Genomic DNA, 24,953 nt, shown 5'->3' with positions numbered 1-24,953 from the left:
GCGCTCACGCAAGCAACATCACGCAATCGGAGCAACCTATGTCCTACACCAGGAGCCACCAGCTCTTTATCAACGGTACGTGGCGGGCCGCCAGTGACGGTGCCACCCTGCCAGTGATAAATCCGGCGACAGAGAACGCCTTCGCCTCAGTTGCTTCGGCTACAGCGCAGGACTTGGACGAGGCACTGGCTGCAGCGCAGGGAAGCAGCAAGGCTTGGGCCGCGCTGCCAGCTAACGAGCGCGGTGCCATTCTCATCAAGGCTTCCAAGATACTGGCCAACAACATTGACGCAGCGGCTAGGAACCTGTCGGAGGAACAGGGGAAAACCGTTGCTGAGGCGACAGGCGAGTATAAGCGCACCGTCGAGACTCTGGAGTGGAACGGGGTACACGCCGAGCGGCTCTGCGCGGCGTCTCCGATCGACGAGCACCGTACGATAAGGCTTGAACCCGCCGGCGTGGTTGCTGCTTTTACGCCTTGGAACTATCCGGCCGTGCTGAACGCGCGTAAGCTGGCGCCTGCACTCGCGGCTGGCTGCAGCGTTATCCTTAAGGGAGCTGAAGAAACACCCAGTGCAGCCGTTCATATAGCCGAGGCATTGCATCAAGCAGGCCTTCCCGACGGTGTGGTCAACGTCGTGTTCGGTAATCCCGCGGCAATCTCGACGCACCTACTCGCCTCACCGATTGTGAAGGTTTTGACGTTCACCGGGTCAACAGCGGTCGGCAAGCAACTGGCGAAAGCCGCTGCGAACAATTTGCAGCGGTGCATTCTTGAACTCGGAGGGCACTCCCCGGTCGTCGTGTGCGACGATGCCGATCTCGCAAAGGCGATTCCAGCAATTCTCGAGTACAAGTTCGAATGTGCAGGGCAAAGCTGCAATGCACCGAGCAGGATCTTGGTCGCTCGACCTTTGTATAATGACTTTGTGGCCCGGATAACGGAAGCTGCGGGCAGGATCAGAATTGGTGCACCGGACGACCCGGCAACTGAAATGGGGCCAATGGCGAACGCGCGGCGGATTGAAGCCATGCAGCGCTTAACCAAGGACGCCGTCGACGGCGGTGCCCGCATCCAAATCGGAGGCGCTCGCCTCGAGCAGCCGGGTTTTTACTGGCCCCCAACGATCCTCACCGACGTACCAAGTGATGCCAAGGTGCTCCATGAAGAGCCGTTCGGTCCTATCCTTACCGTTGCTCCCTTTGACGACATCGACCAGGCTATTGATGAAGCCAACGCCACAGAATATGGCCTCGCCGGCTACCTCTTTACCGGCAACTCGGAAGCGAAGGAGGCTCTGGTGAACGGGTTGTCTGCGGGCGCTGTCAGCGTTAACTTTTTGAAAGGCGTGTCTGCGGACTCTCCGTATGGGGGTGTCAAACAGAGCGGTTACGGGTACGAAGGCGGTGAACAGGGGGTCAGAGGCTTCCAAAACCTGAAGCTTGTCAATGAGCTCCCGTCCCATAGGTGACATCTCATGAGTAATAATCCACGGATCATAGCCGGAGCAGATATTACCGAGAGCGTCACCAACGCCCTTCAGTACATCTCGTACTATCACCCTCCGGATTATATTCGCTATCTGGCCCAAGCTTATGAGCGAGAGCAGAGCCCCGCGGCGCGGAACGCGATCGGCCAGATCCTGCTGAACTCGCGGATGTCTGCCTTTGGTCGACGTCCGATCTGCCAAGACACGGGCCTCGTCGTGATCTTTGCCAAAGTAGGAATGGACGTCCGCATTGAATCAAAGAGCAGTTTCGCCGAGCTCGTGAACGAAGGGGTGCGCAAGGCGTATTTGGATGCCAACAATCCTCTCCGGGCCTCAATCGTAGCAGATCCAATCGGAGCCCGGGTGAATACTCGCGATAATACGCCGGCAGTCGTACACGTTGAGCTTGTACCCGGTAGCCAAATCGAAATCACTGTAGCGGCGAAAGGCGGAGGATCCGAGAACAAAGCCCGATTCGCGACGCTGAACCCCAGCGCGTCTGTTGCGGATTGGGTGGTCCACACCGTCTCATCTCTGGGGAGCGGTTGGTGTCCGCCGGGTTTGCTCTCGATCGGCATCGGAGGTAGCGCTGAAAAGGCGATGCTTCTAGCCAAGGAAGCCATGAACGAGCCCATCGACATGGCAGATTTGATCGCCAAGGGACCGTCGACACCCGAAGAAGCCTTGCGGATCGAACTGTATGAGAGGATCAACGCGCTCGCGATTGGAGCTCAAGGCCTCGGAGGATTGACGACAGTCGTCGATGTGAAAGTCGCATCGTACCCGACACACGCTGCATCCAAGCCTGTAGCTCTGATCCCGCAATGCGCCGCCAATCGGCACCTGAAATTCACGTTGGACGGCTCCGGACCAGTCGACCTGATCCCGCCCGATCTCAGTGAATGGCCTGACATTGACAGTGCCGACCTGACCCCGCTCAACGTACGTCGAGTAAACTTGGACACCGTTACGAGGGAAGAGGCGGCATCGTGGCGGTGCGGGGAAAGTCTGCTTTTTTCCGGGAAGATGCTGACAGGTCGCGACGCGGCCCACAAACGCATGGTGGACCTCATTGACAGAGGTGAGCCATTGCCTGTCGATCTTCGTGGACGCGTGATCTACTATGTCGGTCCGGTTCGCGCCGTCGGAACAGAAGTTGTCGGTCCCGCTGGTCCAACGACGTCCAGCCGCATGGACGGGTTCGTTGAGAAGATGTTGGCTGAAACAGGGCTCCTCGCAATGGTTGGCAAGGCAGAGAGGGGACCAGCGGCCATTGATGCGATAGTGAAACACAAAGCCCCCTATCTAATCGCTGTAGGTGGCGCGGCATACCTGATCTCGAAGTCGATCAAGGCAGCGCGAATCATCGCGTTTGAAGATCTAGGTATGGAAGCTATCTACGAGCTCGAAGTACAGGATATGCCTGTCATCATGGCCGTAGATGTCGACGGAAACTCCATTCACAAGACTGGGCCTGCTGAATGGCGAAATCGAATGGCGGCCGACAAAATCGCGCGCAGCATCGGAGTCTAACCGTGACAAGCGGGCGTTTAGGCGCCAACTCTGGCGGGGTATAGTGCTGCTACCAACAACCTGGTTAAGCCACTCATGAAATCGAACGATCCGCCCGTGCGCTTGGACAAGTGGGATTTCAGGATCCTTTCGGAAATTCAAGCTGACGGTCGGATCTCCAAAAGCGAACTTGCCAGGCGCGTACATCTCTCGACCTCAGCCTGTTCAGAGCGCCTTCGGTCGCTTGAGGCTTCGGGTCTCATCGAGGGATTCCATGCTAGGCTCAGTCCCGCTCTGATTGGCGGCGTGCTTTTTGTCATGGTTGAGGTCGTTTTGGACCGACATCGGTTGGAAGATCAACGGCATTTCGAGGCTGCCATTCAGGATATTCCTGAAATCCTGGATTGCTGGGCAATCGGAGGCCGTGTCGACTATCTGATGCGTGTCGCATCCCCATCGATGGCTGCCTACCAAAAGTTCATGGAGGGGCTGTTGCAGGCAGGCCTAGGAATAGACCAGTACTACAGCCTCATCGTGACAAAACCGGTCAAGTCCAATTCCCCAATTCCACCTTCTGTCCTCCAGCAGCCCTAACCGCTCCGTTCCCGTGGTTTTTGCGGAAATTCGGCTCAATTCCGTAAGTTCTCCGGCTACGGAGGCCCATTCCCGCAAAACGGCAGTGATAATTCGGGCTATGATTCTGGACACTCGAGGCGGCTGACCAGTGTCTCCGCGGAGCGAATGAAGGGAGAATACTGTGTCGTTGATCAATCTAGGAACCACACAGATCCAAGAGAAGGATCGGAACTATGTTTTCCATCCTTCGACGCATTTGGCGAAGCACAGTCGAGGCGAGACGCCAAACCGCATCATGGCGGGGGCGGCGGGCGTTTATCTTTGGGATACCGAGGGCCGGAAGAGCTTGGACGGCTTTGGTGGTCTGTACTGTGTCAACATGGGCTACGGAGTGTCCGAGATCGCCGACGCAATCAGCCGGCAAGCTCACGAGCTACCCTTCGCCCACGTGTATGCCAGCCAAAGCACTGCCCCCGTGGCCCGCTTGGCCGAGGCAGTGGTGGAGTATTTCGGCCAGAACATGCGAAGGGTATACTTCGGCCTTTCGGGTTCAGACGCCAACGAAACCAATATTAAGCTGGTCTGGTATTACAACAATATCCTAGGTCGCCCGGAGAAGAAGAAGATTATCTCCCGTCATCGAGGCTATCACGGCTCTGGACTGGTCACCGGCAGCCTGACAGGACTTCCGTTCTTCCATGACTTCTTCGACTTGCCGCTTAACGTGGTGCGTCATACGACGACGCCGCATTACTATCGCCAAGCGGCCAAAGACGAAAGTGAAGAGGATTTTTCAAAACGCTGTGCTCGCGACCTCGAGGAGCTTATTCTCGCTGAGGGTCCGGACACTGTCGCTGCATTTATCGGAGAGCCTGTGTTGGGAACGGGCGGGATCGTTCCTCCCCCCAAAGGATACTGGAGCGCCATCCAGGAGGTGTTGGACAAGTACGATATTCTGCTGATTGCAGATGAGGTGGTTTGCGGGTTCGCCCGAACGGGCGAAAAATTCGGTTCGCATCTCTACGGTATGCGTCCGGACTTTGTCACCATTGCCAAGGGAATAAGCTCGGCTTACCTGCCGATTTCCGGGTCGATTATCGGCGAGCGCGTGTGGTCCGTCTTGGAGCGAGGTACCGAGAAGCATGGGCCTCTCGGCCACGGCTGGACGTATTCGGGACATACCCTCTGCGCCGCGGCAGCTCTAGCAAATCTCCAGGTGATGCAGGAACGAAACATCCTCGATCATGTTCGCGACGTCGGACCGTACTGGCATGGTCGGATGAAGGCCGAACTGGAGGGGCATCCCATAGTTGGTGAGGTCCGCGGTGTCGGCATTCTTTCAGCTGTTGAGCTTATGAGAAATCCAAAGGAGCGCATTCCGTTCGAGCCAACGTTGCAAGTTGGAGTGCGGGCGGCGGCAGCTTTGCTCGAAAATGGGGTTATCGCTCGCGCCATGCCCCACGCCGATACTCTCGGCTATGCTCCACCACTGATCATCACGCGCGCCGAGATCGATATCATTGTTGACGCTACTGCGCGGGCTGTCGAAACGACTTACCGTTCGTTGAAGACCGAAGGGGCGATCTGAAACCCGTGATGTGGGGGCCTCAGGCCCCCACATCACATTGTAGGCGGGGAGCCGACGATGTGTGGCTCGAAGCGGTCAGACGCACCAGCCATTGGCCTAGGATCGCACCAGCCGCTATCGCCTATCACGTCTGAACGGAACTTGGCATGTCTCAAGGATGAACCTAACCAGCGGCAGCTCCACAGCGGATCATTCACCCTGCTTAAAAGCGAGAAGCCGCAGCAGCATCTCGTCGCGCCACTCCCGTCGCTTCCGTAAATCCTCGCTAGGAACAACGCTCCGTCGTTCAGCATGGGCGCGAGCGACAGCCTCGTCGCTCCAGGGCTCCTCGATCGGACGTGTTTCCGCAATTCGCCGGTACATTGGCGCCAGATGCTCCGCATATCCAGCAAGGCCGCCTGAAGCATTTAGATCGATTGTCTCAAATGGACCTATGAAGGACCACCGCATTCCCAGTCCATGTGAGATCGTTGCGTCAATGTCTTCAACGCTCGCGTACCCCGCAGAATAGAGCCGCCAAGCTTCGTCCAGTAGCGCACCCTGAAGGCGGTTTAAGATAAAACCGTCTATCTCGCGGTTAACAGCTACGGGGCGCTGTCCCACTTGCCTCATAAATGCACCAGCGAGTGCTACTGCATCGCGAGACGTCCAAGGTGCTGGTACGATTTCGACCACTGGGACGAGATGGGGCGGGTTTACAGGATGGACTACCAAGAACTGCTCGCGCCGCTTCAACGATTCAGTAAAGGCTGATGACGGAAAGCCCGAAGTCGAACTCCCGACAACTGAATGCGCCTGAATAGCTGTTGCGATCTGCGCTGCAACCTCCCGCTTAACTGTCAGATCTTCGCGGACGGATTCTTGAACGTAATCTGCGTCTCGAACGGCATCCACTAATGTCGGTACGACTTCGATGCGACTTTCAACCTCCTGCGCCGACAGCTTGAGGAGTCCGCGTTGGGACATCTGCATGAGGCTTCGCGCGAGCTGTCGACTAACGTTTTCTCGTGCTGATTCCGACGCATCATAGACCTTTACCTGAAGCCCAGCACGCGCAAATACAATCGCCCAGCTCGTGCCCACGAGCCCCGCACCAACGACACCAACAGACTTAATATTGGCCATGTCCAGCCTTTTATTGATCACGGAAGGTTAGGTCAGCGGGTGTCCCATATCTGCGGCACCAGCTTGATGGCGTAGTCCCCACTGACATCAAAGTGCTTGGCTGCCGCTCGACGGGAACTTCTCACGACTACGAAGGCAGCAACGCGCACCCGAAGATCAAGAGAATAGCAGCAACCCATGATTTACCTCCCATCCGTTGAGGCGAATCACAGGTCAAGTTAACCCAGCAGCCCAGGAGGGTAATTTCCAGTCTACCTCAACAAGAGCTGCGCACGGTTGAAATGAACGCGGCGAATTTGCATCGCCGCGCTGCCAGTGGCTTGTTGAAATTAAGCCCGGAAGAGAGTGTGTGGTGTTTGACTGAGTATTTCTGCTCCGCGCTCTGTCACCAACACGGTCTCGCTGCAGCCAATCATATAACCGCCTTCCCCAATGAGGATCACTGGCATGTGAACGGTCATATTGGCCTGAAGGATATCGGTTGCGCCGGGCTCCAGGCTGATGTTGCCGCGTTCGTTCCAGGGGGCTCCGGTTTGGTACCCAACCCGATGATTGAGTGCCTGCGGTCGCACAGATCGCTCGATTACTCTGCGCGCTGCGGCATCTACATCTCCCGCCATCACACCTGGCTTGATAGCGGCGATTGCGGCTTCAAGCGCCTCCTCCGATAAGGTGTGCAGAATTTCAGTTTCAGAATGCTGTCCAATGACAGCGCTGCGGACGATCGGCCCGACATATCCCTGCTTCATGCCGGCGAATTCCACCATGGCAGGTTCGTTGATGCCCATTGCGTGGCGCGTCAGCTTCGTGTGCGGCAGCTTCGCCCGCTCACCGAATCCGATCGAGGTCAAAGCGAAGTCCTCGCCACCAGCTTTCGTGACCTCATTCCGGATGGCCTCAGCCATTTCCACCTCGGTGATGCCGTCCCGCAGCGACTGATGAAATGCCTGCACAGCCACATCGGTCATGGCCATTGCGTCGCGGATGGCCTGAATTTCCAGTTCGTTCTTAACGGCCATCACGGATGAGACCAAACGAGAGGCATCGGCGACCTTCATATCCGGAAGGCGCGCCTGCAACGCCATTACATCGGCAGGCGCGAGGTTCCAACAGCCGAGTTCGAAGCCAACCCTGCGGTTAGCCAGTCCCAACTGCCGAAGAACATCAGCGCACACTCTGGCAAAGTCAGGCTGCTCCGTATAGCCAACGATCTCATCAATGCAACTTTCCGCGCGAACGCCGGTGAGCTCATACTCCCGAACGACATACGTTGGTGCGCGTCCGGGCACCAAAATCAGCGGAAACGGCATGAAGTATGCCCCCATCCCATCGTATCCGCTGAGATAGCGGAGATGCCCGTGGGCGGTGACCATCAGCGCGTCGAGATCAGCCCCGGCCACCGCTTCAAGCACCTTTTTTTGCCGTCGCTCGTACTCTGATTTCTGAAACGGGGCACCGGTGAAGGGGATTGGGCTATGAGAACTCATGAAGTGGATCCTTCAATACTTGTGTTGATTGATGGTAGCAGGGGTGGACGGAAGCCGTGTTGATATCCACCCGAGAATAGCGAGGTCCGACGATTTGACCGCCGCCGGTTATAGCCCGCGCAGAGGGCTATCATTCTGATGCAAGCGCCTCGAGTGCTTGCCGATGGACCAGATGTGCTCTCCAGAGAACCATCTCCTGCCAATCAGGCTTTTGAGGATAGAAGCTCCGCTTACTGGCGTTCCGTATCTCTCGCCCAAGTTCAGAGTCAGCTTGGTCGGGGCGAAACCTAAATAACCAGTGCTCGTCTCGTATAGCGGACATGACTTCTGAGATTGGGTAGGTTCCGTACTCCACGGCGACATACGTATGCCGATCCCCGAGGAGGCGTTGAAAATATTCGTCAAGGGTTCCGTGCAAGTTTGGTGATGTGGATGTGCCAAGGTCGGGCAACGTGACGGAAGGGCCAAAGATTTTCTCTGCTCGGTGGTAGCCCTTGAGACCAGATGGTTGCTCGCATTGGATCTCACCGTACCCGTATGGGCCTAGGCCAGTGTGGTAGTCGATGATGATGACCTCGTCTCGAGTCGACACATCGAAGTCGGCCATTATCTTCTCAAGGGTTCGCCTGGCTTCCGTGGGTTCGGTTCCGCCATAAAACAAACCGCCGGGCCTTGTATACTGTCCCTGCGCTCTCGCCGATAGGTAGGCCGCGTCACCGTGCAGCTTGCGGTATTGATCAATTGCAGTTTCTGCCCGTCTGATACCCTCCTCCGATCTATCTTCAGGAACGAAGAATTCGTCCAATTCTTCATATCCAGGATTTGGGGGGATGGGGCTCGAAAAGTCGATAAAGTTACGGTTCAGGTCGCATCCCTCTACCGTTGCCCTTCGATTCCAGGCAAAACCGTAGCAGTTGAGGGCATGGATGAAGAGCACTGCCGTCGAGTGTGGAAGCTGCTCGTGATATTTCGCGCGCAAGAACAGCAACTGGGCCGCAGAACCGTGATATCCTTCTGGACCGTGGGTGCCCGAAATCAGAACCAAGAGCCTCTTGGCATCTGTTGGACCAAAATAGGCTACATCTGTATAGAGAGCCTCGCCAGACGGACCCTTTGCGCTGCACGGATACGCTCGGGCATTTGGCACCGCCGCCAAAAATTTCTCCCTAGCCTCAAGATAGGTGTCAGAAAAGTCTACCTCGGCAATCTGCTTCACGCTGTCTAGATTCATCTACTTACCTCCAGTTGCCGTCTCTTGATCAGGAATTATAATGAACGGCTTGGCCACTCTGTAGCACCGCACGAGGTGCGATCGTGTCATCTGCGAGTACAAGACCGATGCTGAGGCATGCTGCAGGAACTCGAATGGACCGAAATCCCGGCGTGACCGGGTCACCAACGTAGATGAAGCCGTCCTGGCCGACGCCTGCCCGAATAGCCGCTTGGTCATCGTAGAAAAAGGCACCGTGGCCGGGCGTGAGAATGACGTCTTTGATCTGCACGGTATTGGTTCTCAAGGTTGGTCACGCCGTTCTAGGCGGGCGAAGTCAGGGCATGCCTGAGCCCAAAGAGTATGCATCACATGAAATCGGTGTTGCCAATATAATGCCCCGAAGGCAGCCATCGCGATTTAAGATAGAAGGCCTTCAGGTCGACCCTGCAATCCCATGCACCCGAAGCTGCCGCGTCAGGAGTGTGACCGCTAGGTTGGTCCGCGAAAGTGTCTAACGGCATGTCCCGGAGCCGGGATACTTGGAGTGGCTCGCATTCAAATAGTTTCTTTCCCTGCCGATAGAAATTGCTTGGTGCGGTCGCTCTGTAGCTGGTTGAACACTGCGCTGGGCGTACCTGCTCTTCCTTTCGACCTCTGAGAAAGAAACCTACCAGGTCGGGACCATCTCGTGCGAGGCCCACCGGGTTTATTTGGATGATGATGGAGGCTGGAATGCGACGCGTGATTGGCATCGACATCCACCAGACCTTCGGGGAGGTGGTGATCTGGGGTAGTGATGTGCTGCGGCACGCCAGCCGCCGTGCGGGTGGTGATCGCCAATCCGTTGCGGGTGAAGGCCATCGCCCATGCTCATTTGAAGACGGACAAAGTGGATGCCGGCACCCTTGCGAGCCTACGTGCAGCAGGCTTCCTTCCGGAGATCTGGACCCCGGACGAGGCGACCGAACAAATGCGCCGCCTGGTTGCGCAGCGCTATCAGGTCGTGCGCCACCGGACCCGGATCAAGAACGAGGTGCATTCTATCCTTCACGCTCATCTGATTCCGAAGTGCCCCCATGCCGATCTGTTCAACAAGCGCGGTCGGGATTGGCTGTCACGGCAACCGCTGCCGGACGACGAGCGGGCTGCCATCGATCGGCATATCCGGGAGCTTGACAGGTTGGAAGAAGATCTAGAGGGCCTTGACCGTGAGATCGCGCAGGGCTCTCTGGAAAGCCCCGAGGTGCACCGGCTTCTGACCATCACCGGCATCAATCTGGCCGTGGCGACGGGTCTCATGGCGGCGATCGGCGACATCCAACGGTTCAAGAGCCCGCAGAAACTGGTCAGCTACTTCGGTCTCAATCCCCGGGTTCGTCAGTCCAGCTTGGGCGCCGCCCATCATGGCCGCATCAGCAAAGCCGGGCGCAGGCATGCCCGGGTCATGCTGGTCGAGGCGGCTTGGGCTGCGGCGAAGTCTCCAGGTCCGCTGCATGCCTTCTTCGTGCGCATCCGCGCTAAACGAGGCCATCAGATCGCCGCGGTCGCCCTGGCGTCGAAGCAGGTCGACCTCTGCTGGCACCTGCCCGCCAAGGAGGAGGACTATCTCTGGGCATTCTCTGCGCTGATTGCCAACAAACGCCTGACCATGGAACTGGAGGCGGGCCTTGCGCGGACGATGGGAAACCGACGCGATCTGAGCTATGCCTGTCGTATTGCCTACAACGTCCACGAGTTGCGGGATGAGGAACGGGCCGTGGCTGAGCAGGCGGAGCGGACCTACGAGCACTTCGTGGAAGGCTGGAAGTCTAACCGCGGCCGAAATTGCCGAGGGCTTCTGCACGCTCATTCATCAATATTGCCGTGACGTCAGATTCCAAATAGCGAGCAGGCGTCCATCAAGACTCTGAGAGCAAGGATTGCGGAAGCTCGGTCATCAGGCATCCAGGTTGTCGAGACTTTTGCCGTTAGCCGGGAGCAGGATGGGGCAACGGTTCGCGTAGCCCTGACACAGCCGTGGAGCAGTGGGCAAGCCGAGGGTCACACGCGCCTTAAGCTCCTAAAGCGCTCCATCTATGGACGTGCCAGGTTTGATTTTCTGCGCCGTCGGGTGCTTCTGGCAGCGTAATCAACACAGAGTGCGGGAGAGCCACGCAACCAGCAATCGAGGAGAAATCATGAGAGTGCTCCACCGCTTTGCAAGACAAACCGCTCTATCGCGATAAATCAGCTGGACTTTATCGTTGCTGGCGCCATCCCACTCCTAACGGTCCCCTCGAGCAGTTGCGCCATCTGGAAATCAGATGGCATCGATATGTAAACTATTCTTGTCGGCCTAAAACTGCGTGACCTTAATCAAGAATGACCGCCCGATGCGACAAAAATTCTGCGGCCCACGTATGATTAGGTTGGGCCTTGGCGGAGGTTCGGGACTTCCGCCATATTGAAATCAAGTTACAGACATACATAGAATCCCTGCCAACAAAGGCGATGGGGCAAACAGAGGGTGAATGAAAATGAGTCTACTGATAAACCGAAGGCACTTCCTGCAAGGATCCTCCGCAATTGCAGCTGGAGCGTTAGCAGCTCCTGCCGGGGGGGCATTCGCGCAGAGTTCAAACGAGCTGCGGGTCGTTACATACGGCGGCGAATCCGGGAAAGGTGTCTTGGAAGCTTATGTGAAGCCATTCCAAGCCCAAACTGGGATCAAGGTAACTCCAATATCTCAAGACTTTGACCCAGCGCAGCTGGAATTGATGGCCAAATCAAATAACGTAACTGCCGACGTGGTTCCCTTAATCCAGGGCGCCCTAGCTTCTGCAGCGGCCAAAGGGATGCTTGAGAAAATCGACTACTCAAGATTCAGGCCTGAAGACCTAAACGGGATAGTTGATTTTGCTAAGGACCCCTATGGTGTAGGAACACTCATCTATAGCTATAATATGGTCTGGAACACGAAGAAGTTCCCTGCAGGCAAACCGCGACCAACGAATTGGGCCGAGTTCTGGGACGTCAAGCAGTTCCCTGGCACCCGCTTCCTTGTCGCTGGTCAGTATGGCTCTGAAGGTCCTTGGGAAGAGGCATTATTGGCTGATGGAGTCCCTGCCGATAAACTCTACCCGATGGACATTGACCGTATTTTTGCAAGCCTCGACAAGATCAAGCCCCATATTCGGAAATGGTGGACGAGTGGGTCCGAGATTCAGCAACTAATGCGGAGCGGATCTGGCGACGTTATGATGTCCTATGACGGTCGGGCGAATTCATCGATAGACCAAGGCTCTCCGCTCGAGATTAATCGCAATCAGGCAAAGATGACCTGGGATTATTGGGTGATTCCAAAGGGAAGTCCGAATGCAGAAAATGCACAAAAGTTTATAGAATTCGCATGTCGTGCCGAAAACCAAGCAAACCTTGCCAAACATTTTCCTGAAGGCCCGGTTAACCGTAACGCCTTCAAACTGCTGCCAGAGGAACTCGCCCGAAAACTCCCGACCTATCCAGAGTACCTAGCTAAAAGTATTCCGATTAACGGGCAATGGTACTCCGAGGTCGGGCCGGACGGCCTCACGAATGCACAACAGCTCGTTAAGCGCTGGAGCGACTGGGTCCTTCGATAGCCCTGAAGCGAGGCGACGATTATCCAGTCGTCGCCTCGCTTGCACCAGAGATCTTGATGGAGTCACTATGGCGCACGCCTTCGTTCCCAAACTGCAGGATTTACCTCAGGATTTACCTGCTGTCCCTTTGACCGATAATAAGCACGGCGACTGCCCCCAGATCATTGCCGGCGCGCCCGTCTCATTTGCCGAGGATGATGCATTGAAACAAAGCCCGCCGCCCGCGCAAATCGAGTTTCGCGGCGTTACCAAGATGTATGGGCTAGTCACAGCAGTCAGGGATCTGTCGCTGAGCGTTCGTCGCGGCGAGTTCCTGACTATCCTCGGGCCGAGCGGATCAGGCAAGACCACAGCACTGATGATGCTCGCCGGGTTCGAAGCGCCCAGCGAAGGAGACATCCTTATTGCTGGGAAGTCGGTGGCGGCAGTGCCTTCCTACGGCCGCGACCAGGGCATCGTTTTCCAGAGCTATGCGTTATTTCCGCACCTCACCGTGCGGCAAAATCTTGAGTTTCCGCTGGAGATGCGCGGTATGAAGGCTGCTGAGAGAGCAACGCGGGTCCACAGTATGCTTGAACGCGTGCACCTTGCAGACTTTGGCGGTCGCATGCCATCACAACTGAGCGGTGGGCAGCAGCAGCGCGTAGCATTGGCTCGAGCGCTCATTGCTGATTCGCCAGTTCTCCTGCTCGACGAACCTCTCGGCGCACTAGACCGCAATCTTCGTGAGCAGATGCAGAGCGAGATCAAAAGCCTCCATAAGGAATTCGGCAAGACAACCATCTGTGTGACGCACGATCAAGAAGAGGCACTCACACTATCCGATCGTATCGTTGTAATGCGCGCAGGTCGCATTGAACAGTGCGACACGCCGGAAGCGCTTTACGATCGTCCCGCGACTCGTTTTGTTGCGAACTTTCTGGGGGAAGCAAACTTTCTTGACGATCCTGTATTTGTCTCGGGAGACGAAAGGGCCGGCGCACCAGAGTCATTACCAATGGTCAGGCCGGAGCGCGTTCGCATTGCTTCGACAGCGGCAGCTTCCCTAGACAATGCCGATCGACGTCAGATCGTCACGGGAAGCGTGGAAGAAATGATCTATGCCGGACCATTGAGGAAATATCGCGTGCGGGTAGGCAACACTGTGCTCTTTGTGCGTGAGCACGTCGCATCAGGGCAGCAGGTGTTCACTCCCGGTGACGAAGTGCGACTTGACTGGCTAAGAGCCGACGTTCGCTCCGTGAAGGCTTGAAGGACAAGTTACATGAATGCATTGCAAAAATTGGGTCGAACGCCTTTCGGCCTCATCATGCCAGCCCTTGCGATCCTGCTCGTCGTTTTCGGGGTACCAATTGTCCAGCTGTTCTTAGAAAGTCTAGATGCGCCTGCCATTTCTATCACTAACTATCAGGCGTTTCTTAACCAGCCCGCGAATATTCGGGTGCTCCTTCAGACGGTTGAGATAAGCGCTATCGCGACGGCTATCTGCCTCATCATCGGCTATCCAACTGCTTACCTTATCGTTGCCGCCCCGAAGCGTCTCCGCATCGTACTTATTGTGCTGGTTGTAATCCCCTATCTAACCAGTGGTCTGGCACGCACCTATTCCTGGATTGTGATTCTTGGAGACAGCGGCCTGATCAATAACCTACTTCTGAAAGTGGGTTTGATCTCTAGCCCGCTTCCGATTATTTACAACCGGATGGCAGTCTATGTCGGCATGGTGCACATCATGCTGCCCATGATGATTCTGCCCCTAATTAGCGTCATGATGGGGATCGATAAGTCGCTGATGGCAGCCGCCCGCAGCATGGGCGCGCGGCCGGGTACCGCTTTCTGGCGGGTATTCTTCCCCCTCAGCATGCCTGGGGTACGCAGCGGTACGCTGTTGGTCTTTGTGATCTGCCTCGGCTTCTACATTACACCTGCCGCCCTTGGCGGACTAGGGGACGCCATGCTGTCGACCTTCATCGCATCGCAGGTTTCTGCCGCATTCAGCTTCGGGTCGATCGCTGCCTCATCCTTTATTCTTCTGGCAATCGCAATCGCGTTGCTTTCCATGTTCGGACTTGATCTTTCCGGCACACAGGGCCGCAAGCCGCAATCATTGAAGTCATCGCAAATTCGGCTCGACTTACTCAACAGGCTGAAACGCCTCCTTAATAAGCTCGCAACCTCTTACCGGGCACGGCGCTGGACGGCTCACCTTCACAAAGCGTCATCCGAAGGCCATTGGTCGAAGATTGCTGGCGTAGTGCTTCTGGTTCTTGTAAACTTCTACCTACTCTTTCCAGAGCTTGTCGTCATCATCATGTCATTCAGTGACAAGTCGTTTCTTGAGTTCCCGCCATCAGGCTTCTCACTTCAGTGGTATCGCTCGTTCCTTAGCGACCCAACATGGTATGGCTCCGCCTGGACGAGCGTTCAGATTGGCGTGGCGGTCTCGATTCTTGCAACGCTTGTCGGTACTCTGGCAGCCTATGGCCTCAGCCGTGTCCGTTCTGATCTACGCACTCTGCTCACTATGATACTGCTAACACCGATAACCATTCCGATCATTGTCGTGGGCGTCGCGACATACCTCGGGTTGGTCAATCTTGGACTACTCGGCTCCCAGACCGGCGTCGTTCTGGCGCACACTCTCGGTGCAATTGGCTATGTCGTCGTTATCGTGTCGGCGACCCTTGCGAATTTTGATCGACGGCTGGAGCGGGCGGCAATGAGCATGCGGGCTCGTCCCATGCAGGCGTTCGTAAGGGTCACACTACCGCTGATACGACCAGGCATCATCGGCGGCGCGCTCTTTGCATTCATCCATTCATTCGACGAGGTTGTCGTCACATCGTTGGTTAGCGGATTCGCGGTCAGCACTTTGCCGCTGAAGATGTGGCAGAACATACGCCATGAAATTGATCCGACGGTTGCCGCAGTCGCATCGCTGCTGACGCTTCTGCCTGTGCTGTGGCTGGTCATACTCTACGCTACTTGGTGGCGCTCCAGGGCACAATCCAAAGATGTGGCTGCCGTACCCGCAGCCGGATGAGACCGGGACATGGTCGGTTTCAATCCCCTGCTGAGAAAGCGGTCTTCGGGACCGCTGAGGCCGGTCAGCGGATGCCTGGCGCTTACGAGTAAACGGCGACGATTGAGACCGGATCTGCCAAGTTCCGTTGTAAGCCGCGTCGCACAAGGTCGAATTGAGTGCAGACAGCCGGCGGTGAACGGCCGGCAGCATGGCCCATCTGCGGCGGCAGACTCAGCCAACTGTGACCGTCAGTTTGCCCAGGAAATCCACGAAACACGGAGATGTTGCTGATCCCTATGTATTCGCCACCTCATGCATAGAAAAGATACCGACGGCAAGGCGACAGGCGAATGAACCATCCGCTCAAGACCCTGTCGACATGCGTGCGTTTGACCTCAACCCCGGTCGTCACCGTCACATCGGCCACCGCGGCCGCCAGCGTGTGGCCGTCATACGGGTTGCCGTGGAGCGCCCGGGCATGCAGCACGAACTGACCACCCTTGGGCTTCGTCACCGGCGTGGCGATGCTGACCTTGCAGCCGATCTATGGACCACGCCCGCGTTGCAAGCCGGAATTTGACATTTGGATGAAGTGGTCTGCGCCAATCTATTCGGCTTCTCTATGGAGCTGGTGCTCCGAGCCATCATGGAGATCCGCGCACTCCTGTCCTCAATAACTCACCGGCCTCAAGCGGCCGTGGGTGACAATCAGGCTTCAGAAGTGCCGGCAGGGCCGTTCATCCATTCATCTCTCTTCCGTCTCGCAAACCGTGGGGGGACGTCTCATTTCAGAGAAGCTGCTGCTTCTTAGGCTGCCTCTGCGACCAAGCCGGGGGCGAAGCGACGACGATGAACCAGCAGGCTCCAGGCAATCCGCGCCAGCTTGGCGGCCAGAGCTACCACCAGCACATTCCGATGCAGACGTTTCGTGGCTGCTTCAAGCCACTCACCGAACCCGTGCCGCGACCAGCTCTGCTGCTTCAGCAGCACGGCTCCGGCCCCTTGGATGAACAGGGTCCGCAGGTAACGATTGCCGCGTTTGGTGATGCCCCCGAGAATGGTACGGTTCCCCGTGGAAAGCTGCTTGGGTACGAGGCCGAGCCAGGCCGCAAAATCGCGCCCTTTGGCAAAGGCTTCACCGGTTCCGATTGCCGCGACCATGGCGCTGGCGATCAGCGGTCCGACACCCGGAGCGCTGACAAGCCGCTGACAGTGCTCGTCCTCTTTGACCAGCCGGGTAATGTCTGTCGTGATTGCGGCAATCCGATCATCGAGGCTGCGCCAGTCTCCGATGAGGTCCTCGATCAGCCGCACCATTCGGGGGGAAAGAACATCGCATCGGGTCGCCAGGATCTCGGGAAGGGCCGCTCGCAAGGGTGCGACGCCCTGCCGGACCGGGACACCACGCTCAAGCAGGAAGCCGCGGATCTGGTTGATGATGGCGGTTTGCTGGGTCACGAGACGGCTGCGCACCCGGTGCAGCGCCTGCAGGTCGAGCTGCTCGGGGCTCTTGAGCGGCACAAACCGCATGGTGGGGCGCTGCACTGCTTCAGCAATCGCCTCGGCATCACGATAATCGTTTTTGTGGCCCTTGAGAAAGGGTTTGACGTACTGAGCCGGCAGGAGCCGGACGTCATGCCCCCATTGCGCCAACCGCCGTCCGAGATGGTGCGCTCCTGAGCAGGCCTCCATGCCGATCAGGCAGGGTGGGCAGTTGGCCAAGGTCTGCTCCAATTGGGTCCTTGACCGCTTCTGGCGCAGAACGATGGCGCCACGCGGATCAAATCCGATGAGGTGGAAGGTGTGCTTGCCCAGGTCGATGCCGATGGTCGCAATGGTCTGTGACATGGTTTCTGCTCCACTTGCCCAGCCCGTGTCTGCAGGGTGCTGCCGGGAGCGGGCGTGGTCCATGCCATTAACTCATAGGGCGTGCGGGCCTTGCCCTTGCCGATGCACTCCACCTCCGGCGCATGCAGCGCGTAGACCTTGGGCCCGCGTTGGCGCTGGCTCTGCTGCCGGACTCTCGCCGTCAGAGCAAGCAGTGGGCCGAAGCGCTCCTCCAGGGGCTCCTCCAGGGCCGCATTCCCTTTGATCTTGCGGCGCACGTCCCGGATCACCCGGCCAAGCCGGGCGCGCAGAAACCGGAGCTCGCGGTTGGCACGCTTGAACTGATGCGCATGCTGATAGCGGCCGATCCGGATCAGGGCGTGCTTGGCCACCCGGCGATAGCTCTGGCGCAACCGGACACCACACCGCCTGGCGAGATCGACGAGTTTGATCAGAGCCTGGTGCATCAGGCGGGCATCGGTGGGATAAGCCACCGCCTTGGGCTGAACCGTGGTGTCGATCGCCACCCGCTCGAGATCCTTCGTCGCCAGAGCCCCGGTCTGATGCGCCACGGCGAGGCTTTCCTGCAGCAGAGCCGTGAGATGCTCCTCGCCCAGCCGCTGGCGCCAGCGCGTCAGGGATGAGCGCTCGAAGGGCAGATCATGGCGGAAGCTGACCTCGCCGCAGAAGAACTGCACGTAAGGGCTGTCGAGGAAGCGGGCGCACAGCGCCTCGTCGGACAAGCTCTCCATGTGCTTGAGGATCATCAGGCCAGCCATCAGACGCACCGGCAAGGGCGGCTGGCCCGGTCCTGGCTTGTAGATGCTGCTCAAGCGGCGCTCAAGGAAGGCCCAGTCGATGCGCTGGGCCAGCAGCACCAGCGGATGCTTCAGGTCGATGATGCTGTCCAGGGCGGGGCGGAACAGATCCTTCTGGCGCTCGTCTTTCGGCGTCGACATGGCGCAACTCCGGCCGGGTGGAGTGCTCCTGAGTGAATCAGATCCTGGGCTGGAGCGGCAACGGAAAACGCAGGAAATCCACTGCTGTTGGGGCGCAATCCTGCAGAATCGAAGGCGATAATGCGCCCGATATCCCAGTTGTCTCAACGAGATCGGGATTCTTCACGGACGACCACTTCGACTGCCGTGCTTTCCGGCACTCCGATGGGGCGGAGTTCGCGCTGTTAAAGCCATCATATTCATCTTATCAGGATGAACGTAAGGTATGCCGTAACCGGTTTAAGATATAGTAATCAGCGTATCGGATTGACGGGGGCTCCGCGAAGAAGATGATGGTCATTTCGCAGGATAAGGCATGTGTTCGATGACAATACTGCCGAACCAGCTATACGCAAAGATGCACCCGTGACACGAGTCCGTTCCATAATCAGTAGCGCCGGCTTCGCGTCTATCCCGCCTGAGGCGGCAGAAAACGCCGTTTCGCGCCGCGGAGCATGTCAACCAAGCCTCGTGCCCAGGCAACGCGCCAAGCAGTCTTCTCGTCCAAGGACCGGCTTCAGTGTCAGTTCGGGGGCTTGCCCGCGCGCCCGGATACAGCGGAGGGTCCGCATCGCGGCGTTAGTCCGGAACTCGTTTGCTTTGGTAACCAACAGGAATAAGAGGTGCGACGCTCACATAGCTCCGGTCACCGCCTTGGAAGGCGTCATCACGGCGCAAGATGCCACCAATCTGCAAACTGAATTGGACGCCTACGGCCTCAGGTTGTCTATTGCCGATCGACGAGATGTCACTGATCCCAGCTACTAGGACACTCCGGATGAAAGTATCCCTTTTCGCAGCAGCTGCCGTACCGGTTGCAACACCTCGGGCCCAGGCTGAGCCTGCCAACATTTTGCGAAGCGCTGCTCCTATTCACCAGATAGCAACAAGCCCGACGAAAACCCCTGTCAATTTTTTCGTTCGTTCGAGGTCATACTGAGATGAGCGCGCACCTTCCCCAGCGGATCGACGCGAGTGGTAGCAGCGATCTGCCCGAACGACTCCAGGACATTATTCAACGCCGGAACAGGGTACTCGGTCCCGGCTACCAGTTTTCAGAGACGATTCCAGTGGAATTTGTTTCGGGTTCTGGCGCTCATCTAATTGACCGTGACGGCAATGACTATCTCGATGCGTACAACAATGTTCAGGGTGTTGGTCACTCACACGAGCACGTAGTAGGGGCGGTGACCCGCCAACTCGCTGCGGTCAATACTGATACTCGCTATCCCCATGAGCCACTGGTTACTTACGCTGAGCAGCTACTTGCGACATTCCCAGCTGAGCTGTCGAAGGTAAGCTTCCCCTGCACCGGATCCGAAGCAAATGATCTCGCAAGTCGGGTCGCGAGGTTCCATACGGGAGGCGAGGGGATCATTGCTACTCGTTGGGCGTTTCACGGTCGCACTCGTGAGGTGTCGAGTTTTTCTCCAATGCTGGGCGCAGGGTCCCCGCTCGGGCCGAACGTCCGCCTTATTGCCGCTCCTGATCCAAGGCTCTGCGGACCTGAACAAACTCTTGAGGAGTTCATGCGGGATCAAGTGCGATCAGCAATTGCTGATCTTGAACGGCATGGGTACAGACTAGCAGCCTTGATCGCCGACGCTGCGTTCACCTCCGATGGCATTTTTACTCACCCGGTGGGTTTCATGCAGGCAATGGTCGACGAGGTTCACGCCGCCGGTGGCCTCTACATTGCTGACGAGGTCCAATCCGGGTTCGCTCAGCTCGGAGACTCTATGTGGGGGTTCAGTCGGCACGCGGTGATTCCCGATATCGTCACGATGGGCAAGGCAATGGGGAACGGTTACCCCATCTCTGGCATCGTCTTCCGTCCGGAAGTATCCGACGAATTCGGACAGAAGGTCAGCTACTTCAACACACTAGGGGGGCGATCAGTTTCTGTAGCCGCGGCGTCCGCAGTGCTCGACGTGTTCGAGCGGGAGAATGTCCGTGAACGCGTTGCCATGAACGGCGCGACCCTACGGGCAGGGCTTGAAGCGCTGACACGGGATTCTCCTTATGTCGCGGAAGTCCGCGGCAGCGGCCTGTACCTTGGTGTCGAGATCGTCAAGGACAGAGAGACGCTCAAGCCTGACCCGATTCTTTGCGAAGGCATCATCAAGGACCTTCGTGATCGCCGCGTTCTGATCAGCCGGACCGGTCCCGCGGGGAATGTGTTGAAAGTTCGCCCTCCGGTCGCTTTCACTGCTGCCGATGTGTCCCGATTCCTTGAGACCTTCGCTATCGTAGCGAAGCAGCGGCTCTAGAAGGCTCCAACTGCATGAGAAAATCACCCGACGCCGTAATTAAACGTCTTCTAGAGGAGAGCAGCCTGCTCTCATCGAGCCAATCTATCGACCCCTTGCTGTTGAAAAACATGCTTGAGAGGCACTACGGTCTGAGTGGGCATGTTGAGCGATTGGGCGTTGAAAAGGGTCATACCTTCAAGCTGAAATCCAATGTGAACAAATACCTCGTAAAGGTGTCACCGTCTGACGAGCCCGAACCAGTTACGGCGTTGCAGATTGCGGCGATGCGGTACCTTGAAAATACCGCTCCGGCATTGCCTGTACAGCGGATCAAGACGACCCTTGATCAGGCCGATAGCGTTTCAATCGGCGTGGGCGATGGCACTTCTCGAACACTCAGCGTCTTTTGCTATGTCGAAGGTGTGTTGTGGGAGCAAATTGATGCCAACGTTGGACACTTGACCAAGCTGGGCGATACGCTCGGGCGAGTCAACGTCGCGCTCCGATCATTCGAGCATCCAGCCGCCACACGCAACATAGTTTACGACATACGGCACTTCCCCCATTGGGCCGGACTAGTTGAGTACACGCCGAACCCTGAGCGCCGGCTGCTGGCCCAACGGGCCTTCGAACTCTTCGAAGAAGTCGTGCTGCCGAAGCTGCCGGCACTTGAGATGCAAGTAATCCACGGTGACTATGCTCCCAACAATGTCGTAGTGGACCCGCACAGCGATGTCCTCGTGAAGGCCGTCCTTGATTTTGGTGATACTGTCTTCAGTGCGGTGATCTTTGATCCGGCAAATGCGGTTGCTCACCTGATCGGCCGCACTCAGGAGCACCCTTGGCAGGATGCCTTTGCCTTTGTCGCCGGATACGAGAAGAGCCGGCCGATCAAGGAGTCGGAACTTCCACTTCTTCCCGTTGCGGCTCTCGCGCGGCTGACCATGCTCGCGTTGATAAGGCACTGGAAGGCAGAGCGCGCACCTGAACAGCGAGAGGAACTGCTCGCTGGCGCCGACTATTACTGGGCGAACCTGGGGCGGGCCATGGCTGTACCCCTGGATGACGTCATCGCCCGGTTCCGCTGTCGCGCTGGTGTTCCTGGCTCGTGAGCGCAGAAGCGACCAAATTCGATGCGGCTTGAGGGAACACCGTCGACTGCGCATCGCACGATTTTTCGCATTTCCTGCTCACAAACGCCATAAGGCAGCAGACCGCGCCGATCGTACGTTGCAATGAGTAGCGCTCGCAGACGCTTGTCGTTTATTTGCTGGAGCAGGTTCAGACACCGGCAGAGCATCAGCAAAGCGCTACGGCTGCAGTTGCTGGTGCTAGTCATCGCAGCGGCTCCCGTACCCAGAATGTCAGCACCAACAAGAATTTCCGTGAGAAGCTAGGGCTACAGGTAAACATGCGTTGAAAGGGAAAGACAAGATATGAGTGATCTACGGCCATCTCCCATCTCTTCGACTGTGGATTTCGAAGCTGACGGTTGCCACCACGGCTTTCTTCGGTTGCCCTATAGCAGAGATGATTCCGCATGGGGATTTGTGACAATTCCGATTACCGTTGTCCGCAATGGTTCTGGTCCGACGGCGCTTTTAACGGGCGGAAATCACGGAGACGAGTACGAGGGGCCGATCGCGCTATTCGACTTGGCTTATACGCTCCGGCCGGAAGAAATATCGGGGCGGGTCATCATCGTGCCTGGAATGAACTATCCCGCACTGCAGTCCGCTACACGAACATCACCGATCGATCGGCTCAATCTAAATCGGTCTTTTCCAGGGCGTCCCGACGGGACAGTCACAGAGAAGATTGCAGATTACTTTCAGCGTGTGCTGCTTCCGATGGCTGATGTCGTCGTGGACTGCCATGCCGGCGGCAAAACAATCGATTTTCTGCCCTTCGCTGCAGCCCACATTGTTCCAAATAAGGTACAGCAGGCTGAAGCTTTTAGAATGGTTGAAGCGTTCGGCGCACCGTATTCGGTCAAAATGCTTGAGATCGATTCCGTTGGCTTGTTTGATACTGCAGCGGAAGAACTCGGCAAAGTGTTTGTCAGCCCAGAGCTTGGTGGTGGGGGGACCGCGACCGCTGCTAGCGTTGGGCGAACGAAGCGGGGATTGCGAAATGTCTTGACAGCAGCTGGAATTGCAAGAGGCATTATTGAGCCGCAGGTTACGCAGTGGATCGACATGCCCGACCAAGACTGCTTCACATTTGCCGAGGATAGTGGCCTGATCGAATTCAGCGTCGACCTTGGAGATAGCGTCGCGAAAGGCGACACGGTTGCCCGAATTTGGCCGCTCGGTCACACAGGGGTAAGCCCGATTGTAATTCGGTCGCGCCGGGAAGGAATCGTAATGGGGCGGCATTTCCCGGGACTCGTCAAATCTGGCGACTTCGTCATGTTGATTGCCAGCCTAATCGAGCCATAGCGACCTCGAGGAGCTTGCAGGTAATGCGACCGGACCTCAAACCTGTAATGGTTGCTGCTCAAAGCAGCGCAAGTACGAGTCGTGGCTCGGTATTTGGCGCAACGATGGTGCGGTGATCGACCCTATCAGCCTCGACGGGCTTCTGCGGAACTGGCGCTCCGACCCGGACCGGCCGCTCAAGACCGAGATGCTATTGCCCGGCGGGCATGTATGAGTGCGTCGAGGGCGCGGGGGCGTGCGTTACCAGATTAACGCCCAGAACTGCGTCCGCTGCAAGGCCTGAGACGTCAAGGACCCAAACCAGAACGTCACCCGGGTCACTCCCGAGGGCGGCGTGCCAAACTGCACCAATATGTGAAATCCGAAAGGTTGAGACAAATGGATAAAGTTTACAGCGATGCGCGGGCAGCGCTGGCCGGGGCGGTCAAGGATGGCATGACCATCATGGCCGGCGGTTTCGGCCTGTGCGGCATTCCGGAGACGCTGATCGAGGCGATCCGTGATTCGGGGGCGAAGGATTTGACCTTCATCTCCAACAATGCCGGCGTCGACGGCATCGGCCTCGGCCGCCTGCTCGAGACCCGCCAGATCAGGAAGATGATTTCGTCCTATGTGGGCGAGAACAAACTGTTTGCCCAGCAATATCTCTCCGGCGAGCTGGAGCTGGAATTCAACCCGCAAGGCACGCTGGCCGAGCGCATCCGCGCTGGCGGTGCCGGCATCCCGGCCTTCTACACCAAGACCGGCGTCGGCACGCTGATTGCCGAGGGCAAGGAGGTCCGTGTGTTCAACGGCGAGAGTTACGTCATGGAGACAGGTCTCTTCGCCGACATCTCGGTGGTCCATGCCTGGAAGGGCGACACCGAGGGCAACCTCGTCTATCGCAAGACCGCGCGCAACTTCAATCCGATGATGGCCACCGCCTCCCGGATGACTGTCGCCGAGGTCGAGAACCTGGTGCCGGCGGGCGAGATCGACCCGGACTCCATCCACACGCCGGGCATTTTCGTGAAGCGCCTGGTGCATGTGCCGAACCCGGTCAAACACATCGAGCAACGCACGACCCGCAAGCGCGCCGAGGCGGCGGTGCCTGCCGGAGCAGGGGAGGAAGTCTGATGGCCTGGACCCGTGACCAGATGGCCGCCCGCGCGGCCAAGGAGCTGCGCGACGGCTTCTACGTCAATCTCGGCATCGGCATTCCGACGCTGGTGTCGAACTACATCCCGAAGGGCATGCGCGTGCAGCTGCAGTCGGAGAACGGCATGCTCGGCATGGGCCCATTCCCCTATGAGGGCGAGGAGGATGCGGACCTGATCAATGCCGGCAAGCAGACGATCACCGAGCTGCCGACCACCAGTTATTTCTCGAGCGCCGACTCCTTCGGCATGATTCGCGGCGGCCATATCGACCTGTCGATCCTGGGCGCCATGCAGGTGGCCGAGAACGGCGATCTCGCCAACTGGATGATCCCCGGCAAGATGGTGAAGGGCATGGGCGGCGCCATGGACCTGGTGGCGGGCGTCAAGCGCGTCGTCGTGGTCATGGAGCACGTGGCCAAGGCCAAGGACGGCTCGGAGGATGCGAAGCTCCTGAAGGCGTGCAACCTGCCGCTGACCGGCACCGGGGTGGTCGATCTCGTCATCACCGATCTCGGCGTCTTTGCCATCGACAAGAAGGGCGGCTCCGGCATGACCCTGATCGAGCTCGCCGACGGCGTCACCCTCGAGGAGATCAAGGCCAAGACCCAGGCCGAGTTCAAGGTCGCCCTGAATGGCGGGCAGTCGAACGCGGCCTGAGGA

At 57.6% G+C, this 24,953-nt stretch carries 17 protein-coding genes and 5 pseudogenes; 15 read left to right on the top strand and 7 right to left on the bottom strand.

Going from position 1 to position 24,953, the window contains the following annotated elements; translation table 11 throughout:
• The first annotated feature begins 38 nt into the window (after positions 1-38).
• From JO965_RS26250 to JO965_RS26235, 4 genes are all read left to right on the top strand, one after another.
• Complete coding sequence (locus JO965_RS26250; RefSeq protein ID WP_203445051.1) at positions 39-1,472, top strand: aldehyde dehydrogenase family protein; 1,434 nt, start codon at positions 39-41, stop codon at positions 1,470-1,472.
• Positions 1,473-1,478: 6 nt separating this feature from the next.
• Entirely contained in the window at positions 1,479-3,023 is a 1,545-nt protein-coding gene (locus tag JO965_RS26245) for a fumarate hydratase (RefSeq protein WP_203445050.1), read from the top strand.
• A gap of 75 nt (positions 3,024-3,098) precedes the next feature.
• A complete protein-coding gene (locus tag JO965_RS26240) occupies positions 3,099-3,596 on the top strand; it encodes an Lrp/AsnC family transcriptional regulator (protein ID WP_203445049.1) in 498 nt (165 codons plus the stop codon).
• A gap of 163 nt (positions 3,597-3,759) precedes the next feature.
• Positions 3,760-5,166 carry an aminotransferase gene (locus tag JO965_RS26235; RefSeq protein ID WP_203445048.1) on the top strand — a complete coding sequence of 469 codons (1,407 nt, stop codon included), beginning with the start codon at positions 3,760-3,762 and terminating at the stop codon, positions 5,164-5,166.
• Between the two features lie 189 nt (positions 5,167-5,355).
• Here JO965_RS26235 and JO965_RS26230 read toward each other — a convergent pair whose 3' ends face one another.
• From JO965_RS26230 to JO965_RS26215, 4 genes and pseudogenes are all read right to left on the bottom strand, one after another.
• Positions 5,356-6,291 carry a 3-hydroxyacyl-CoA dehydrogenase gene (locus JO965_RS26230; RefSeq protein ID WP_203445047.1) on the bottom strand — a complete coding sequence of 312 codons (936 nt, stop codon included), beginning with the start codon at positions 6,289-6,291 and terminating at the stop codon, positions 5,356-5,358.
• Between the two features lie 329 nt (positions 6,292-6,620).
• Entirely contained in the window at positions 6,621-7,778 is a 1,158-nt protein-coding gene (locus tag JO965_RS26225; RefSeq protein WP_203445046.1) for a Xaa-Pro peptidase family protein, read from the bottom strand.
• 130 nt (positions 7,779-7,908) lie between these two features.
• A complete protein-coding gene (locus JO965_RS26220) occupies positions 7,909-9,009 on the bottom strand; it encodes a M14 family metallopeptidase (protein ID WP_203445045.1) in 1,101 nt (366 codons plus the stop codon).
• A gap of 79 nt (positions 9,010-9,088) precedes the next feature.
• Positions 9,089-9,280, bottom strand: a pseudogene (locus tag JO965_RS26215) (methylaspartate ammonia-lyase); the annotation flags it as partial.
• 507 nt (positions 9,281-9,787) lie between these two features.
• Between JO965_RS26215 and JO965_RS26210 the strand changes: the two are divergent.
• From JO965_RS26210 to JO965_RS26190, 5 genes and pseudogenes are all read left to right on the top strand, one after another.
• A complete protein-coding gene (locus tag JO965_RS26210; RefSeq protein ID WP_371826923.1) occupies positions 9,788-10,858 on the top strand; it encodes an IS110 family transposase in 1,071 nt (356 codons plus the stop codon).
• A 45-nt stretch (positions 10,859-10,903) separates the two neighbouring features.
• A pseudogene (locus JO965_RS26205) lies at positions 10,904-11,119 on the top strand (ISL3 family transposase); the annotation flags it as partial.
• 388 nt (positions 11,120-11,507) lie between these two features.
• On the top strand, positions 11,508-12,611 hold the full coding sequence (locus JO965_RS26200; RefSeq protein ID WP_203445483.1) for an ABC transporter substrate-binding protein: 1,104 nt from the start codon (positions 11,508-11,510) through the stop codon (positions 12,609-12,611).
• Positions 12,612-12,864: 253 nt separating this feature from the next.
• A complete protein-coding gene (locus tag JO965_RS26195) occupies positions 12,865-13,863 on the top strand; it encodes an ABC transporter ATP-binding protein (protein ID WP_246777078.1) in 999 nt (332 codons plus the stop codon).
• Positions 13,864-13,875: 12 nt separating this feature from the next.
• Positions 13,876-15,654 carry an ABC transporter permease subunit gene (locus JO965_RS26190; protein WP_203445042.1) on the top strand — a complete coding sequence of 593 codons (1,779 nt, stop codon included), beginning with the start codon at positions 13,876-13,878 and terminating at the stop codon, positions 15,652-15,654.
• A gap of 340 nt (positions 15,655-15,994) precedes the next feature.
• On the opposite strand, the pseudogene JO965_RS26185 reads toward JO965_RS26190, so the two are convergent.
• The 3 genes and pseudogenes from JO965_RS26185 to JO965_RS26175 all read right to left on the bottom strand — a co-directional run.
• Positions 15,995-16,177 (bottom strand): annotated as a pseudogene (locus JO965_RS26185) (IS5/IS1182 family transposase); the annotation flags it as partial.
• Positions 16,178-16,443: 266 nt separating this feature from the next.
• Positions 16,444-17,484, bottom strand: coding sequence for an IS110 family transposase (locus JO965_RS26180; RefSeq protein ID WP_203445482.1), 1,041 nt, complete (start codon positions 17,482-17,484; stop codon positions 16,444-16,446).
• Between the two features lie 71 nt (positions 17,485-17,555).
• Positions 17,556-18,422 (bottom strand): annotated as a pseudogene (locus JO965_RS26175) (IS5 family transposase); the annotation flags it as partial.
• A 980-nt stretch (positions 18,423-19,402) separates the two neighbouring features.
• On the opposite strand from JO965_RS26175, the gene JO965_RS26170 reads away from it, so the two are divergent.
• The 6 genes and pseudogenes from JO965_RS26170 to JO965_RS26150 all read left to right on the top strand — a co-directional run bounded on the left by JO965_RS26170 (position 19,403) and on the right by JO965_RS26150 (position 24,950).
• Positions 19,403-20,731: an aspartate aminotransferase family protein gene (locus tag JO965_RS26170; protein WP_203445041.1), complete on the top strand. Its 1,329-nt coding sequence runs from the start codon at positions 19,403-19,405 to the stop codon at positions 20,729-20,731.
• Between the two features lie 14 nt (positions 20,732-20,745).
• On the top strand, positions 20,746-21,825 hold the full coding sequence (locus JO965_RS26165; protein WP_203445040.1) for a phosphotransferase enzyme family protein: 1,080 nt from the start codon (positions 20,746-20,748) through the stop codon (positions 21,823-21,825).
• Positions 21,826-22,149: 324 nt separating this feature from the next.
• Positions 22,150-23,154 (top strand): N(2)-acetyl-L-2,4-diaminobutanoate deacetylase DoeB, encoded by a 1,005-nt coding sequence (gene doeB, locus JO965_RS26160; RefSeq protein WP_203445039.1) that lies wholly within the window; start codon positions 22,150-22,152, stop codon positions 23,152-23,154.
• A gap of 191 nt (positions 23,155-23,345) precedes the next feature.
• Positions 23,346-23,512 (top strand): annotated as a pseudogene (locus tag JO965_RS48105) (4Fe-4S dicluster domain-containing protein); the annotation flags it as partial.
• Positions 23,513-23,532: 20 nt separating this feature from the next.
• A complete protein-coding gene (locus JO965_RS26155; RefSeq protein WP_203445038.1) occupies positions 23,533-24,270 on the top strand; it encodes a CoA transferase subunit A in 738 nt (245 codons plus the stop codon).
• On the top strand, positions 24,270-24,950 hold the full coding sequence (locus JO965_RS26150; protein WP_203445037.1) for a 3-oxoacid CoA-transferase subunit B: 681 nt from the start codon (positions 24,270-24,272) through the stop codon (positions 24,948-24,950). The genes JO965_RS26155 and JO965_RS26150 overlap by 1 nt, the downstream gene beginning before the upstream one ends.
• The last annotated feature ends 3 nt before the right edge of the window (positions 24,951-24,953 follow it).

Source organism: Microvirga sp. VF16, from assembly GCF_016864375.1.
GTDB lineage: Bacteria > Pseudomonadota > Alphaproteobacteria > Rhizobiales > Beijerinckiaceae > Microvirga.
This window is presented reverse-complemented; position numbering and strand designations above follow the sequence as displayed.

Excerpts from the sequence above, each read along its gene's own strand:
- JO965_RS26155 (WP_203445038.1), top strand. The coding sequence starts at position 23,533 with ATGGATAAAGTTTACAGCGATGCGCGGGCAGCGCTGGCCGGGGCGGTC.
- JO965_RS26230 (WP_203445047.1), bottom strand. The coding sequence starts at position 6,291 with ATGGCCAATATTAAGTCTGTTGGTGTCGTTGGTGCGGGGCTCGTGGGC.
- JO965_RS26180 (WP_203445482.1), bottom strand. The coding sequence starts at position 17,484 with ATGTCACAGACCATTGCGACCATCGGCATCGACCTGGGCAAGCACACC.
- JO965_RS26240 (WP_203445049.1), top strand. The coding sequence starts at position 3,099 with ATGAAATCGAACGATCCGCCCGTGCGCTTGGACAAGTGGGATTTCAGG.
- JO965_RS26245 (WP_203445050.1), top strand. The coding sequence starts at position 1,479 with ATGAGTAATAATCCACGGATCATAGCCGGAGCAGATATTACCGAGAGC.
- JO965_RS26190 (WP_203445042.1), top strand. The coding sequence starts at position 13,876 with ATGAATGCATTGCAAAAATTGGGTCGAACGCCTTTCGGCCTCATCATG.
- JO965_RS26200 (WP_203445483.1), top strand. The coding sequence starts at position 11,508 with ATGAGTCTACTGATAAACCGAAGGCACTTCCTGCAAGGATCCTCCGCA.
- JO965_RS26170 (WP_203445041.1), top strand. The coding sequence starts at position 19,403 with ATGAGCGCGCACCTTCCCCAGCGGATCGACGCGAGTGGTAGCAGCGAT.
- JO965_RS26220 (WP_203445045.1), bottom strand. The coding sequence starts at position 9,009 with ATGAATCTAGACAGCGTGAAGCAGATTGCCGAGGTAGACTTTTCTGAC.
- JO965_RS26210 (WP_371826923.1), top strand. The coding sequence starts at position 9,788 with ATGTGCTGCGGCACGCCAGCCGCCGTGCGGGTGGTGATCGCCAATCCG.
- JO965_RS26150 (WP_203445037.1), top strand. The coding sequence starts at position 24,270 with ATGGCCTGGACCCGTGACCAGATGGCCGCCCGCGCGGCCAAGGAGCTG.
- JO965_RS26250 (WP_203445051.1), top strand. The coding sequence starts at position 39 with ATGTCCTACACCAGGAGCCACCAGCTCTTTATCAACGGTACGTGGCGG.
- doeB (WP_203445039.1), top strand. The coding sequence starts at position 22,150 with ATGAGTGATCTACGGCCATCTCCCATCTCTTCGACTGTGGATTTCGAA.
- JO965_RS26165 (WP_203445040.1), top strand. The coding sequence starts at position 20,746 with ATGAGAAAATCACCCGACGCCGTAATTAAACGTCTTCTAGAGGAGAGC.
- JO965_RS26225 (WP_203445046.1), bottom strand. The coding sequence starts at position 7,778 with ATGAGTTCTCATAGCCCAATCCCCTTCACCGGTGCCCCGTTTCAGAAA.
- JO965_RS26195 (WP_246777078.1), top strand. The coding sequence starts at position 12,865 with ATGTATGGGCTAGTCACAGCAGTCAGGGATCTGTCGCTGAGCGTTCGT.